Below are 14,342 nucleotides of genomic sequence, written 5' to 3' on the forward strand. Positions count from 1 at the left end.
CCGTCGTGCAGCTGTCCGACCCGTTCGGCCTCGGCCGTCTGCGCGACTCGATTCTCGGGTCGTGGCTCACCTCGCCCACCCGTCTGCGTGAAGACACTGCTGCCGAAACAGATCTCGTCGGCGTCGGGTATCGCGATCGCCTGCTGACCGAGCTGGTCGCCAACGCCGCCGATGCCGCGACGGCTGCCGGGATCATCGGTTCGGTTCGTGTGTGGCACGACGGTCGGTGGCTGCACATCGCGAACACCGGCGCACCTGTCGACTCCGACGGTGCCGCTGCCCTGACGGCGCTGCGTTCCTCGAGCAAACACGGCGACGGCTTGATCGGACGGTTCGGGGTGGGGTTCACCGCTGTTGCCGCGGTGACGCGTCATGTCGAGATCCGTTCGAAGACCGGATCATTCGAGTTCTCAGCCGAACGCACGCGTGCCGAACTGGCCGCGAACGGGGCGGTTGTGGAGCAGGTGCCGACGCTGCGCCTGGCCTGGCCGATCGACACCGCGCCGATCGACGGCTTCGACACCGAGGTGGTGATGGAGATCGACAACTCGATCGACATGGCCGCGATGTTCGACGGTTTTGCCACCGAAAGTGTGCAATTGCTGCTCGAGCTCGAATCGATCGACACGATAACCCTGCCCGACAACACCTTTCGACGCGTCCGCGAGGGCGACACCATCTCCGTCGGCGGTGCGAGCTGGCGTGAGCTCGTGGCGCCGCGCGCCCGCTGGTTGCTCCCGCTGCGCGACGGCAGGCCGGTTCGCGTGCGTCGCGATGTGTTGCGTGCGCCCACCCGCACCGACGTCGAGCTCACCGTGCCGGCCATCTGTGTCGGCGATGTGCAGCTGACGGCTGATCGTCGTGGGCTGCACCCCGACGCCGACATAGCCGTGTTGGCAGAGGGTTACGCACAGATCGTGGCCGAGCTGCCCATCGATCAGCGAATGGGGCTCGTCCCGGCGCCGGGGTTCGCGGCCGGACGCGACGACGAACGACTGCGTGAAGCGCTGATCGCCGAGTTGGCCGGGCACGCCTGGGTTCCGGGTGCCGAGGGCGACGACCTGATCGCCTCCCGGGCCGAGGTACTGCCCGACCTCACCGCCGGGCTCGCCGGCCTCTTGGGCGAGGTCATCACGACGCTGGTGCATCCCGACCTGTCCGGCCGGGGCTCGCTCAGCACGCTGAGGTCGGTGGGTGTGACGGAGATCGGTCTGGCGGAGGTGGCCGAACGGCTCACCGGTCTGGAACGCGAACCAGGGTGGTGGGGCGACCTCTACGCCGAGTTGTCGGTGGTGGCACAGGGCCAGGTCGACGAACTAGGGGCGCTCCCGGTGCCCTTGACCGACGGACGGACACTTCCCGGTGCCCGCGGAACCGTGCTGCCGCCGTACCGCGGCGACGAGGATGCCGACGTTGTCGCCCCCAGCTGGCTCCCGACCGTCCATCCTGCGGCGAACCACGATCTGCTCGAACGGCTCGGTGCTCAGCGGATCACGGTGGGGGAGATGCTGTCCGACCCAGCCCTGCGCGCTGAGATCGACGAGGATCCGGCCGATGAACGTCTGGTGCGGAGTGTGCTCGGTTTGCTCCGCGCGGCTCCGGACGTGGTGGTCCCGACCTGGCTGGGTCAGTTGCAGCTCCCCACCGATGACGACGACGTGCGACCGGCGGACGAGCTGCTGTTGCCGGGCAGTCCGCTTTCGGCTGTGCTGATCGATGATTCGCCGTTCGGGATCGTCTCGGCCGATCTGGTGGAGGAGTTCGGCCAGGCGGCGTTTCGCGCTCTGGGCGTGGGTTGGGACTTCACGGTGCTGCGTGAGGAGTATCCGACCGGCCCCGACCACGACCTGCCCGACGAAGAGCAGTGGTGGAACACACTGGACGATCCGCCCCAGACGCTGTCGGCCGTCCGCGATCTCGACCTGGTCGACCCCGACCGCTGGCCGGAGGCGCTGAGTTTGCTGGTCGAATCTGCCGACGCGGCAACGTTGTTGGCCGATCGTTCCGGGTACACCTGCTGGTGGCTGCGACACTATGCGGTGGTCGACGGCGTACCGCTCGGGGGCTGGCGTGCACCGAGCGACCTGACCGTCGCAGGCCTGCTCGACCCCATCGATCACCCGCATGGTGACGAGATCTCCGGCGCGCTCGGCAATGCCGATGTCGAGGACATCGACGCGGCTCGGCTCATCCTGAACCGGCTGTCCACGGCCGACCGCGCGGTCTCACCGCTGGTGGCGGCCACAGCACACACTGCCCTCGCCGAGGCGCTGCGGGCCGGCCGCATCGAGCTGGACGACATCGAACCACCAACGGCTGCAAGAACTCTCGCCGGAGACGTGGCGCAGGACGCGGTTGTCCTCGACGCTCCCTGGCTCGCCGCCGCCATCGACCCCGGTCGACTCATCACCGTGGTGCCGTCGCAGATCGGGCTGGCATCGGCGCTCGCCGACCTGCTCGACATGCCGCTGGCGACCGAGGAGTTCACTGCAGTACCGGTGCAGGAGGGCAGGCCGTCCACATGGGAGGCCGAGCCCGGCGCGTTGCGTTCGGCGTTGATGCAGAGCAGGCCGCTGCCCACCGGTCCCATCCGGGTCCACGATGAATTGCTAGTCGAGGTGCACCACGACGGCACCACGAGTCGACGCCGGGTTCCGTTCTGGCGCGATCAGAAAGGGGCGCTCCACATCGATGCCGAGTTCCACGTCATCCCTGACTGACCCGACGGGCATTCTCCGAACCGAGTCCCTCGCCTTCGGGCCGGACCGTTCTGTCTGGGAATGGTCGGTGACGAACCGGACCGACGCGTGGACCCGGACGATGAAGATCGTCACCACCCTCGGCGACACCGCCACCATGACGCTGGTGGCGGTGCTGGCGACCACCACTTTGCTCGTGCTGCGACGAGTTCGGTCGGCGGTGCTGGTCGGGGCCGGGTCGCTGATCGGGTACGGCCTGATGGTCGGGCTCAAGCACCTGATCGGGCGGGAACGGCCGCCTGCGGAGGCCCGATTGCTGGACATCGACACGTTTTCCATGCCGTCCGGACACGCGATGATGGCGACGATCGTCTACGGCCTGATCGCGGTCGCCGGCTATCACAGCAGTTCGTGGGTGCGAGCGCACCGTCTGGTGCTCGTGGCGGCTCCTGTGCTCGCCGTGGCGATCGGCTGGAGTCGCGTGTACCTCGGGGTCCACTGGATGACCGATGTCGTGACAGGCTGGCTCCTGGGCGTGGTCTTCGTGGCGTCGGCGACCTATGTCATGTTCAGGACAGACCGTCTTGGGCGGCGCGGCTCCCTCGCCGGATCGCCCACCGTTGCAGGGACACCACAAAGCAGCCGAACAGACCGACGCCCAGGCCCACCAGGCAAATGGTGAGCGTGTTGTCGGTTCCCAGGTCCCAGACGGCAACCAGCACGGTCGCGATGAGGAAACCGATCATGCCCACCGCGATCACCGGCTCCGGTGCCGTCAGTGCTCGCGGCAGCGATGGAATGGGTTCGGGCATGCAGTCGACACTAGTGGCGGAAACGTGGCAGGCCAACTCGTACGCAGTCGAAAGTTCACTCGTTTAGCCACTCGTCCAGGCGTAATCTCAGACGTGGGGATGGCTTGTGCAGCACTACGAGACGAACTGTCTTTTAAAAAGTTAACGAGCATTCACTCGTGAACCGAACACATGAACATCGCCGGTTCATGGTGCATTCAGCGCGGGCTCACCTATCCTTGATCGCGTGGATCACAATGACGAAAAGCTCGCGAGCGATCTGGCGATCGCCGTTGTCCGGTTGACCAGGCATCTGCGCGGTCGCCGGTCGGCATCGCCGGTGTCGCTGACACAGCTTTCGGCGTTGGCAACCCTCAACAGGGAAGGCCCGATGACGCCGGGCGCCATCGCGGCGAGGGAACGTGTGCAACCTCCGTCGATGACCAGGGTCATCGCATCCCTGGCCGACCTCGGCCTGGTCAAGCGCGAACCGCACCCCACCGATGGACGCCAGGTGATCGTGACGCTGTCGCCGTCGGGAACCGACGTTGTGGTCGATGAGGCGAATGCCCGCGAGGAATGGCTGCGTGCCCAGCTCAAACGCCTCGACGACGATCAGATGGCGACGCTGCGTGACGCCGTCGGCATCATCGAATCGATCGTCGCAGAGAGCGACTGAACGCCGCGCCCCAGAGCGGGACTAGAAGAACGTGCCCGCCACCGGCTTGCGATCGGTGCTCAGCGCCTGATCCAGCGCATGGAGTGTGGGCCCGTCCACGGCCCAGAGTCGCTCTGCCGATGCGAAGTCCACCGCGCGGTACGCCCCGAGGTAGAGGCTGCCCAGCACGGAGATGTCCATCGTGACCGTCGGTTCGGCATCGGTCTCGGTGACCCCGGCCCGGCCGTCGGTGATGGCGAGCTTGAAGCGACCCCCCGACTGGCGGAACTTGTCCGATACCTCGATCACGAACTCGGCGTCGAGACCGTACTCGCGCATCGTCAGAGCCGCCGGCACGTCGAGGATCCGCAACCACATGCTGTCGCGGATACCGGTCACGGACGGAGCACGCAGATCGGTCAGCTTCAGCGGCAGCGGGTCGTCGACCGGCGTTGTCGCGGTGATGGCGGGCAGCAGATCCAGGCCGACCAGCACCCTCCAGAGATCGGAATGCGCTTCGTCGGTGACGGCGAACAACTCCGAGACCTCCGCCACCGACACGCTTTCCGACTCGTGGTGGATCCGGTAGCTGGCATAGCCGTCGGGATGCAGCAGGTAGTGCAGACCGCTTCGTCCGTCACGCAGGATCGGACGGTCGGCGAAGATCATGTTCCACCACACCGGCGCCCGGACGATAGCGCCGGGCCTGGTGGAAACCCAGCGGTCGTGTAGTTCGGGAACGCGGTCGCGGATCTGGTCCGGGTCGGCGTAGCGAACCCTCGAATCCTCGGGGGCCGGTGCGCGCAGTTGTGCGCGGCGCAGGTCGATCCGAACCTGCTGCTCGAAAGCGGCAGGGCCGTAACCGAATCGCTCGTAGATGGTGCCCTCTGATGCGGTGAGGATCGAGAACACGGACTGCTCGCGCTCCCATTGCTCGAACAACTCGGTGATCATCATCCGCAGGATGCCGCGGCGGCGGTGCGTGGAGGCCACCGACACCCAGGACAACCCGGGCAGCGATACCCGATGTCCGCCGGGAACCGACATCGTCATCCGGAAGAACATCGACACACCGACCAGCGTCGGCCGCTCGGGATCGGACATGTCGTGCACCACGATGACGTCGTCATCGCGAACTTTCGAGCGGATGTCGGCCAGCGCCTCTTCGTCGAGGGGATTGACGAACGCGAAGGCCCGGGCGTCTGCGGTCGCGATGGCCGGCCAGTCGGATTCATTTGCGCGACGAAGCGTCAGATTACCTTTGCTCACCCGTTCAACCTGCCATATCGGCCGTCGGGCAAACTAGTCGGATGGTCGGATCGCACGCTCACCAGGCAGGACCTATGTCGGACCTCGCGGTGACGGTCATCGACATCGACGACCCCGACGACCCACGCGTGGACGACTTCCGTGACCTCAACTCGGTCGACCGGCGGCCGGATCTCCCGGTCCTCGCCGGAGGACGCCCCGGCAGGGGGCTGGTCATCGCGGAGGGTGTGCTCGTGGCACAGCGGATGGTCGCTTCCCGGTTCGCGCCGCACGCCTTCTTCGGCGTGGACAAGAGGTTGCGTGAACTCGGTGAGACCCTCACCGATCCTACGGTCAGCGGGGTGCCGTTCTTTCGCGCTGACGCAGACGTGATGGCCCAGGTGGTGGGCTTCCACCTCAATCGTGGTGTGCTCGCCGTGGCGCGCCGCCCCGAACCCCTTGCGCTGCCCGACATCCTGGCCGACGCGCGCACCGTCGCCGTGCTCGAAGGTGTGAACGACCACGAGAACATCGGCAGCATCTTCCGTAATGCGGCAGGTTTGGGTGTGGACGCCGTGATCTTCGGTGGGGCATGCGCCGATCCGCTCTACCGGCGATCGGTTCGGGTGTCGATGGGCCACGTACTGCTGGTTCCGTTCGCCCATGCCGCCAGCTGGCCGGCAGACCTGGACGTATTGCGCAGCAACGACTTTCGCATCATCTCACTCACCCCCGACCCGGAGGTGGCGACCCTGTCGCAGGTGGTGGATGCCCAGCGTGTGGCGTTCATGGTGGGGGCCGAAGGGCCGGGACTGACGGAGACGGCGATGCGTGCGGGCGATGTGCGCGCCCGCATCCCGATGGCACGCGGAACGGATTCGCTCAATGTCGCGACTGCCGCCGCCCTCGCGTTCTACGAGCGGGCTCGCTGAACGGGCTCTTCGAACGGGCTTGCAGACCAGTTCGCGCGTCAGGCCTGCATCAAGCCTTGGGCCCGAATCCGAACCACCGGGCCACGCGCTTGACCGCAGGTGCGGGCGCCGACTCCTCGACGGGTCGCTGCGGATGCTCGGTCGGATACTGGCCGTCGGACGGGTGCTGTTCGGCGAGGTTCCGTTCATCCGAACGCTGGTCGGGTTGATAACCCTTCGGCCGAATCGCAAAGCCCGACAACTGGATCGAGTGCGGATCGGAGTCCGACGGGTCGCGTGGGGTGGTGATGCGGAAGCCCAGCCAGCTCCGCATGGCCTCCTCGGCGAACTCCTGCGGATGGAAGGGAAGGGCCTGGGGGTCTGGGATGGCGCCCTCGGCGTAGACGAGCGGGCGTTCGCCGGCCCAGAACGGACCCTCGAAGATGAACGGGAGACCGATGTTCTCGTAGATGTCGACGGGGTTGGCCGCGAACGACCGGCGCAGTATCCCGTCCTCCCAGCGCGCGAATGCACCGACCGAGTACTCCGGATCGGTGTTGAGGAACACCGTTGCCTGCGCCGGCAGTGCGGCGGTCCACTGCTCGGGCAGGGTGGACGGACTGCTGGTTCGCAGGATCGGTCCGGTCACCACGGCCAAGGAGCGGTAGACGCCGACGAAGAGCTGGTCGGCTGCCGGGGTTGCGGCTTCCACCAGATCGCACTGTCCGATCGGCAGCAGGGTCATGTCGGGGAACAGATCCGTGGCCAGTGCCTGCGCCGCATTCTCGTCGTTGGTCACGCCCTCGCGGATCTCGGCCGCCGGATCGCTCGAATTGACGAACCAGAGCATGGACGCCTTCGCTGCCAATTCAAGCCTTTCCGTGATTGCTGTCCGACATTAGGTGCATCAAACAACTTAGCCTGCGTCAGGTGTTGCCACTGCTCCGGACACCGAGCAGAACATCTTCCCAGGTCGGCACGGCGGGTTTGCGGCTGTTGCGAGCACGCTTACGCGGCGCGGGTGCCTGCTGTTCGGCCGCGGGGGCTTCCGGGGCGTCGTCGTGGTCGTGGTGGTCGTCATGATCGTCGGTGGTGGTCGGCGCCGGCTCGGTGACCGCCGGCTCGCTGTCGACCTGCGGCGCGGGCACGGGTTCGGCCCGCCTCGCCGGTATGCGCCGGGCCGTCTGGGCGCCGGTCAGGGAGTCGGCGTCCACGGTCACGGCTTCGGTTCCGTCGGATTTCACGGTCAGACGTGCGGGCCGCGATACGGGTGTCACCTGTGCCGCTGGGGGAGGTGTGTAGTCGAACGCGAGCTCGGGGTGGTCGTAGTCGTAGGTGTTGTCCTCCGAGACCGGCGCGACGGCGATCACGCTCCGCAGCGGCCGGCTCATGTCCGGATCGGTCAGCTCGTCGGCCACTTCGTCGATGGCCTCGACGGTGCCCGAGTTGGAACCCGGAACGTAACGCCAATGTGCACGGTTCACCGACCGGCCGACGCGCCAGCTCACCTGGACAACCCAGCGGTTGTCGTCGCCCTTCCAGGCGTCCCACTCGGTGTCGTCCGGGTTGTGACCGCGTGCTCCGAGTGCGGCCGCGACCACCTCTGCCAACGTGGACAGTGCCGGGCCGTCGTAGCGGAGCGGGTGCGCCTGCGCGGCGAGTTCGGTGGCACGTGCACGCTCGAGCAGAACCGGATGCGCAAAACGCTCGACGCGGTCGATCGGCACGCCGGCAGCGGCGGCGACCTGGGCGACCGACGCCCCGGAGCGGATGCGCGACTGGATCTCTCGCGGACGCAGCGTGCTCTCCATCTCGATCTCGATCTGACCCATCCGGGTCAGATCGCCGCGAGCGGCGGCGCGCAAGGTGTCGTCGGCGGGGATGCGGAACTTCTCGCTCGACTCGGTGTCCTGCAGGATCACCTTTTTGCCGTCCGGCTCCAGGCCGATGACTCGAAGCTCACGCATCTGCTCCTCCTTCACGTCAGGGAGCCAGCCTTACACTTGCGTCGGTCTGCATTAGCGACAGCGTAATGCAGATTCAACAGATCGCATGCCGTGACACGCCCGAAAAATCCCAGCTCAGCGGGGGTGTGTTGAGCGGTGGTTCAGCCTTTACAGAGCGCCGACCACGTAGTCGATGCACGCCGTGAGCTTGCTGACGTCATCGGGCTCGACGGCCGGGAACATGCCGACGCGCAGTTGATTTCGGCCGAGCTTGCGGTATGGCTCGGTGTCCACGACGCCGTTGGCGCGCAGGATCTTCGCGACCGCGGCGGCGTCGACGTCGTCGTTGAAGTCGATGGTGCCGACCACCTGACTCCGGTAGGTCTTGTCGGCGACGAACGGGCTGGCGAACTCGCTGGCCTCGGCCCAGTCGTAGAGCCGGCCGGAGCTGTCGGCGGTCCGGGCGGTGCACCAGTCGAGGCCGCCCTGGTTGTTCATCCACTCGATCTGGTTGGCCAGCAGGAGCAGAGACCCGACAGCAGGGGTGTTGTACGTCTGGTTCTTGCTGCTGTTGTCCACCGCGGTCGGCAACGACAGGAACTCGGGGCACCAGCGATCAGAGGCGCCGATGGTGGCGATCCGGTCGAGGGCCGCCGGGCTCATCAGGGCGATCCAGAGGCCGCCGTCGGAGGCGAACGATTTCTGCGGGGCGAAGTAGTAGACGTCTGCGTCGGCGACGTTCACCGGCAGGCCGCCGGCGCCGGAGGTGGCGTCGATGGCGATGAGGGCGTCACCGGCGAGGTCGGGGCGCGTCACCGGGACCGCGACACCGGTGGAGGTCTCGTTGTGGGCCCAGCCGACCAGGTCGACGCCCTCGTACTGCTCGGCGCCGATGGTAGCGATGCTCGGCGCGGTACCCGGCTCGGTGGAGACGACAATCGGGTCGTCGAGGAACGGGGCCTTCTTCGCGACGGTGGCGAACTTGCTGGAGAACTCGCCGTAGGTGAGGTTCAGCGACCGCTTGGAGATGAGTCCGAACGCCGCGGCGTCCCAGAAGGCGGTGGTACCACCGTTGGACAGCACCACCTCGTAACCGTCGGGCAGGTTGAACAGGTCGGCGAGACCGCTACGGATGGAGCCGACGACGTTCTTGACCGGGGCCTGCCGGTGGCTGGTGCCGAACACCGATGCACCGGTGTCGACGAGCGACTGCAGCTGTTCGGGGCGGACTTTGGAAGGGCCGCAACCGAATCGGCCGTCAGCGGGCAGGAGGTCGGCCGGAATGGTGATCGTTTCGCTCATGCGACCAGTCTAGAGACCGCCCCCGAACCCGATGATGGTGGGTTTTGGCGAACGCGACCTGGGGGTTTGTTCGCCCGAACCCACCATTTCCGGGTCAGCCGGCGATGGTGGCCCAGCCTTCGACGTCTTCTGGCCGGCGAGGTGCGGCGCCCACATACAGCGCGGCAGGACGGACGAGCTTGCCAAGACGCTTCTGTTCGAGGATGTGTGCGCACCAACCGGCGGTGCGCCCGCAGGTGAACATGGCGGGCATCATGTGCGGCGGCACCTCGGCGAAGTCGAGGATGACCGCGGCCCAGAACTCCACGTTGGTCTCGATGGCGCGGTCGGGGCGCCGTTCGCGTAGTTCGGTCAGGGCGGCCTGCTCGAGCGCGGCAGCAACCTCATAGCGCGGGGCGTTGAGCTCCTGGGCCGTGCGGCGCAGCACCCGGGCCCGGGGATCTTCGGCGCGGTAGACGCGATGACCGAAACCCATCAGCTTCTCTTTGCGGTCGAGGATGCCCTTGACCAGGCCGCGGGGGTCGTCGGTGCGCTCGACCTCTTCGATCATCGGCAGCACGCGGGCCGGTGCGCCGCCGTGCAGCGGGCCGGACATCGCGCCGATGGCACCCGACAGTGAAGCTGCGACATCGGCGCCCGTGGAGGCGATGACGCGGGCGGTGAACGTGGAGGCGTTCATGCCGTGCTCGGCGGCGCTGACCCAGTAGGCATCGATGGCGCGGATGTGCGCGGGGTCCGGCTCACCCTTCCATCGGGTCATGAAACGTGCTGTGACGGTGTCGCATTCGTCGATCACGTCCTGCGGCACGGCGGGACGATGGATGCCGCGTGCCGATTGGGCGACGTACGACAGTGCCATCACCGAGGCGCGGGCGAGGTTGTTGCGTGCGGTGGACTCGTCGATGTCGAGCAGCGGCTTGTAGCCCCAGATCGGAGCAAGCATGGCCAGCCCGGCCTGCACGTCGACGCGGACGTCGCCGGTGTGGATGGGCAGCGGGAAGGGTTCGGCCGGGGGGAGGCCGTCGCCGAACTTCCCGTCCACCAGCAGCGCCCAGACATCGGAGAAGGTCACGTTGTTCTCGACCAGGTCTTCGATGTCGACCCCGCGGTATCGGAGGTTTCCGCCGTTCTTGTCCGGCTCGGCGATCTCGGTGGTGAAGGCGGTGACGCCCTCGAGACCTTCGACGAATCCCTCCGGTACCTGCACATTGACTGCCATCGATCGCACTCCTCGCGGTTCGAGCTGCACACTGCGGCCGCGCTGTCACCCGCGGTCTCGGGGCACCGACTGCCGTACTTGCCTAGGACTGTAGTAGCCCGTTCCAGCCGCGGTTACCCGGGAGTAGCGTTATTCGTCGTGACGAACGAACCGGTGGATCTGTCGAGCATGCGGGTGGCCTATTCGGCATCGGGCGGTGACGACGCAGCAGGTGCGGACGGGGTCCGCGGCAACCTCGACCCGAGCTGGCTCGCAGGGGATCCGCCGTGGCTGGCCCTGTTCGGCCAATGGCTGCGCGAAGCCATCGATGCCGCGATCGCCGAACCCAATGCGATGGTCCTCGGCACGGTTGATGCCGACGGCCATCCGTCCACACGGACGGTGCTGTGCAAGGGTGCCGATGCCGACGGCGTGGTGTTCTTCACCGGCTACGACTCCGACAAGGCGAACCATCTGGCGTCCACTCCGTATGCCTCGGTCACCTTCCCGTGGATCGGGATGGAGCGGCAGGTGCACTTTCGGGGGCCCGTCAGCAAGGTGCCCGCCGAGGCCACCGAGAACTACTGGGTCAGGCGGCCACGTGGTTCACAGCTCAGTGCCTACGCGTCCGAACAGTCGGCACCCATCGATTCACGCCAGGCGCTCGAGGAGCGTGCGGCGGCGATCTCGGACCAATTCGGTGGCGCGGACGGGGATCAACCGGTTCCGGTGCCGCCGCGCTGGGGTGGCTATCGCCTGACGCCCACCGAGGTGGAGTTCTGGCAGGGCCGGGCCAACAGGTTGCACAACCGGGTTCGGTGCACGCTCGTCGACGGCCGTTGGCGCAGTGTGAGATTGCAGCCGTGACACCGACCACGCTCACCCGGCAGGTCCTGCCGGATTCGGGTTCCGGGGCACGGACGAGGTGACGCGCCGGTTCCTCGCCGACACCACCCCGCTGCAACACCCTGATTTCCGACGCCTGTGGTGGGCGAACATCGTCACGGTCATCGGTGCGCAACTGACGGTGGTGGCGGTTCCCGCACAGATCTACCAACTCACCGGCAGTTCGGCCTACGTCGGGCTGACCGGATTGTTCGGCCTTGTCCCGCTGGTGATCTTCGGCCTCTGGGGCGGGGCGGTCGCCGACGTGATGGACCGGCGAATCCTGTTGATCATCACGACATTCGGGCTGATCGCGACCAGCGCCCTGTTCTTTGTGCAGTCAGCACTGGGCTTCGGCAACGTGTGGTTCATCCTCGTGGTGTTCGCGGTACAGCAGGCCTTCTTTGCGGTCAACCAGCCGACGCGGTCGGCGATCCTGCCCAAGTTGATGTCGAAAACCGAACTGCCCGCTGCCAATTCGCTGAACATGACGGTGATGCAGGCCGGCGGGATCGCCGGCCCGCTGGTGGGTGGGGCGCTCATCCCGATCCTGGGTTATTCCGTGCTGTACCTGGTGGACACGTTGTTCCTGTTCGCCACGATCTGGGCGGTGATCCGGTTGCCGTCGCTGCGTCCGGAGGGACCGGACAAACGGGGCACGCCGGGCTTGAAGTCGGTGATCGAGGGATTCCGTTATCTCGGCGGTCACAAGGTCTTGATGATGTCGTTCCTGGTGGACCTGATCGCGATGATCTTCGGCATGCCCAGGGCACTGTTCCCTCAAATGGCGCACGAGAGTTTCGGTGGACCAGACGGTGGTGGTGTGGCCTTTGCGCTCTTGTTCTCGGCCATCGCCGCGGGTGCGGTGATCGGGGGAGTGTTCTCCGGCTGGGTCTCGCGAGTGCAGCGTCAGGGGTACGCGGTGATCATCTGCATCCTCATCTGGGGTGTGGCGATCACCGGGGTGGGAATCTGTGTCGGCTTCGCCTCGGGGTCGGCGCTGCCGATGCTGCCGATCGCGGTGGCGTTGCTCATGATCGGCGGCGCCGCGGACATGGCGTCGGCAGCGTTCCGCATGTCGATGCTGCAGGCGGCCGCGAATGACGATGTGCGAGGACGCCTTCAGGGCGTCTTCATCGTTGTCGTCGCGGGCGGGCCGCGCATTGCCGACGTCGCACATGGCGCCGCGGCCGCATCGGTCGGCACCGCGGTCGCCACCGCCGGCGGCGGCGTCCTCGTCGTGATCGGAACAGTCCTCGCTGCCCTCGCCGTCCCCGCCTTTGTCCGCTACCGCATCACGCGCTGACGATCACCCGCTGACGATTACCGGGCAGCGGCGCGGGTGCGGCTGGGGGCCGAATCCTTGAGCAGGCCTGCGGTGTACCCGACAACCTGGGGGTCGGCCATCGCCTTCCACCGCGGCGCGAGCAGTTTCATGTAGCGCTCGACGTAGAGCAACTGCTTGCCGACGAGTACCAGTTCACGGGGGAGTCGAGCGTCGTAGTTCTTGGCGAGGTTTGCGAGTTGGCGGCCCAGGTCGGCGTACGCCATGTTCCCCAGTTCGGTTCCGCCGATGGGGGCGGCGACCCGTCGCAGGTCCTTGGCGGTCTCGCGGACCGAACCCGGTTTCCCGAAGGTGCCCAGCGCAGCCAGGGCCTGACCGGCGGCCTCGTAGTTGCTGCGCATCAGGTTGCCGAGCAATTCGCGGACGATCATGCGGGTGGTGTCGTCGAAGCGACCGACGATGCCCCAGTCGAGGAACACGATGCGCCCGTCGGCGTCGACGAGAACGTTCCCGGCATGCAGATCGCCGTGGAAGATCCCGTCGGTGAAGGCCGACTCGAGCAACGACATCAGCAGCGTCTTGACGATCTCGGTGCCGTCGTGACCCGCGCGGCGGATGGCCTTGACGTCGTCGATGCGAATGGCGTCCACCCGCTCGAGGGTGAGTACCCGCTCGGTGGTGTGGTCCCAGTACACCTTCGGAACGCGCACCTTGTCGGCGTACTTCGACCCCGAGATGGCCGCGGTCCACTCCTCCATGGCGGCGGCTTCGGTGCGGAAGTCCAGCTCGGAATGGAGGTTGGCGGTGAAGTCCTCGATCACAGCTTTGGCGCTGAGCATGCGTCCGTACGACGACAGTTCCACGAGCGCGGCGGTGCGCTGCAGGATCTGCAGGTCGGCGGCCAGCCGGGCCTTGATGCCCGGGCGCTGGATCTTGACGACCACCGACTCGCCGGTCTTCAGCGTCGCGGTGTGGACCTGCGAGATGGACGCGGAGGCGATCGGCTCGGCGTCGAAGTCGTCGAACACCTCGTCGGGGTCGCGGCCGAGCTGACTGGTCAGCAGCGCACGAACCTGCTCGGGGTCGGCAGGGGGCACCCTGTCGAGCAGCGACCGGAACTCATCGGAGAGCACCTTGGGGAACACGCCAGGACTCGAGGCGATGAGCTGCCCGAGCTTGACGTAGGTCGGGCCCAGGGCGGCGAACGTGTTGCGCGTCTCGCCGGCTCCGATTGCAGCCGCGTCCTGCTTGTGGCGTACCCGGGTGGCGAAGCGCGCGCCTCCGCAGACGGCGTGCCAGGCGGTGGCGCCGATGCGCGCCGCCTCGGTGGTCAGCGGCACCTTCTGCAGTGTCGGTCGTGGCTCGGCTGTGGTGATGGTCATGGTCCTCCGCATGCGACTTGTCGCCGGGGCAGGCCGT

At 67.0% G+C, this 14,342-nt stretch carries 13 protein-coding genes; 6 read left to right on the plus strand and 7 right to left on the minus strand.

Annotated features, from left to right (window positions below; genetic code table 11):
• The first annotated feature begins 5 nt into the window (after positions 1–5).
• Both WIMU1_RS05815 and WIMU1_RS05820 read left to right on the plus strand, forming a co-directional pair.
• Entirely contained in the window at positions 6–2,720 is a 2,715-nt protein-coding gene (locus WIMU1_RS05815; protein WP_062795463.1) for a sacsin N-terminal ATP-binding-like domain-containing protein, read from the plus strand.
• Positions 2,721–2,787: 67 nt separating this feature from the next.
• Entirely contained in the window at positions 2,788–3,381 is a 594-nt protein-coding gene (locus tag WIMU1_RS05820) for a phosphatase PAP2 family protein (RefSeq protein WP_245969112.1), read from the plus strand.
• Here the strand turns inward: WIMU1_RS05820 and WIMU1_RS25750 are convergent.
• Complete coding sequence (locus WIMU1_RS25750) at positions 3,269–3,511, minus strand: DUF2530 domain-containing protein (RefSeq protein ID WP_023955327.1); 243 nt, start codon at positions 3,509–3,511, stop codon at positions 3,269–3,271. The genes WIMU1_RS05820 and WIMU1_RS25750 overlap by 113 nt on opposite strands.
• 226 nt (positions 3,512–3,737) lie before the next feature.
• Here WIMU1_RS25750 and WIMU1_RS05830 point away from each other — a divergent pair, with 226 nt between their 5' ends.
• The gene (locus WIMU1_RS05830) at positions 3,738–4,169 is read left to right on the plus strand and encodes an Rv0880 family HTH-type transcriptional regulator (RefSeq protein ID WP_030169615.1); all 432 of its coding nucleotides are present in this window, start codon (positions 3,738–3,740) and stop codon (positions 4,167–4,169) included.
• A gap of 21 nt (positions 4,170–4,190) precedes the next feature.
• On the opposite strand, the gene WIMU1_RS05835 is transcribed toward WIMU1_RS05830, so the two are convergent.
• On the minus strand, positions 4,191–5,417 hold the full coding sequence (locus tag WIMU1_RS05835; protein WP_062795466.1) for a GNAT family N-acetyltransferase: 1,227 nt from the start codon (positions 5,415–5,417) through the stop codon (positions 4,191–4,193).
• Between the two features lie 74 nt (positions 5,418–5,491).
• Here WIMU1_RS05835 and WIMU1_RS05840 point away from each other — a divergent pair, with 74 nt between their 5' ends.
• The gene (locus WIMU1_RS05840) at positions 5,492–6,328 is read left to right on the plus strand and encodes a TrmH family RNA methyltransferase (RefSeq protein WP_062795467.1); all 837 of its coding nucleotides are present in this window, start codon (positions 5,492–5,494) and stop codon (positions 6,326–6,328) included.
• A 49-nt stretch (positions 6,329–6,377) separates the two neighbouring features.
• Here the strand turns inward: WIMU1_RS05840 and WIMU1_RS05845 are convergent, their stop codons facing one another.
• The 4 genes from WIMU1_RS05845 to WIMU1_RS05860 all read right to left on the minus strand — a co-directional run bounded on the left by WIMU1_RS05845 (position 6,378) and on the right by WIMU1_RS05860 (position 10,774).
• Positions 6,378–7,157 carry a DUF6928 family protein gene (locus WIMU1_RS05845; RefSeq protein ID WP_062795468.1) on the minus strand — a complete coding sequence of 260 codons (780 nt, stop codon included), beginning with the start codon at positions 7,155–7,157 and terminating at the stop codon, positions 6,378–6,380.
• A 76-nt stretch (positions 7,158–7,233) separates the two neighbouring features.
• The gene (sepH, locus tag WIMU1_RS05850) at positions 7,234–8,274 is read right to left on the minus strand and encodes a septation protein SepH (protein WP_062795469.1); all 1,041 of its coding nucleotides are present in this window, start codon (positions 8,272–8,274) and stop codon (positions 7,234–7,236) included.
• Positions 8,275–8,421: 147 nt separating this feature from the next.
• Positions 8,422–9,555, minus strand: coding sequence for a phosphoserine transaminase (gene serC / locus WIMU1_RS05855; protein ID WP_062795470.1), 1,134 nt, complete (start codon positions 9,553–9,555; stop codon positions 8,422–8,424).
• A 94-nt stretch (positions 9,556–9,649) separates the two neighbouring features.
• Complete coding sequence (locus tag WIMU1_RS05860; protein WP_062795471.1) at positions 9,650–10,774, minus strand: citrate synthase 2; 1,125 nt, start codon at positions 10,772–10,774, stop codon at positions 9,650–9,652.
• Positions 10,775–10,942: 168 nt separating this feature from the next.
• Between WIMU1_RS05860 and pdxH the strand changes: the two genes are divergently transcribed.
• Together pdxH and WIMU1_RS05870 are read left to right on the plus strand one after the other, a co-directional pair.
• Positions 10,943–11,620: a pyridoxamine 5'-phosphate oxidase gene (gene pdxH, locus WIMU1_RS05865; protein ID WP_062795925.1), complete on the plus strand. Its 678-nt coding sequence runs from the start codon at positions 10,943–10,945 to the stop codon at positions 11,618–11,620.
• Positions 11,621–11,678: 58 nt separating this feature from the next.
• The gene (locus tag WIMU1_RS05870) at positions 11,679–12,944 is read left to right on the plus strand and encodes an MFS transporter (protein WP_062795472.1); all 1,266 of its coding nucleotides are present in this window, start codon (positions 11,679–11,681) and stop codon (positions 12,942–12,944) included.
• Positions 12,945–12,961: 17 nt separating this feature from the next.
• Here WIMU1_RS05870 and WIMU1_RS05875 read toward each other — a convergent pair whose 3' ends face one another.
• Positions 12,962–14,305: an ABC1 kinase family protein gene (locus WIMU1_RS05875; protein WP_062795473.1), complete on the minus strand. Its 1,344-nt coding sequence runs from the start codon at positions 14,303–14,305 to the stop codon at positions 12,962–12,964.
• Positions 14,306–14,342: the final 37 nt, after the last annotated feature.

This window comes from Williamsia muralis NBRC 105860, assembly GCF_001598915.1.
In the GTDB taxonomy this organism is placed as follows: Bacteria; Actinomycetota; Actinomycetes; order Mycobacteriales; family Mycobacteriaceae; genus Williamsia; species Williamsia muralis.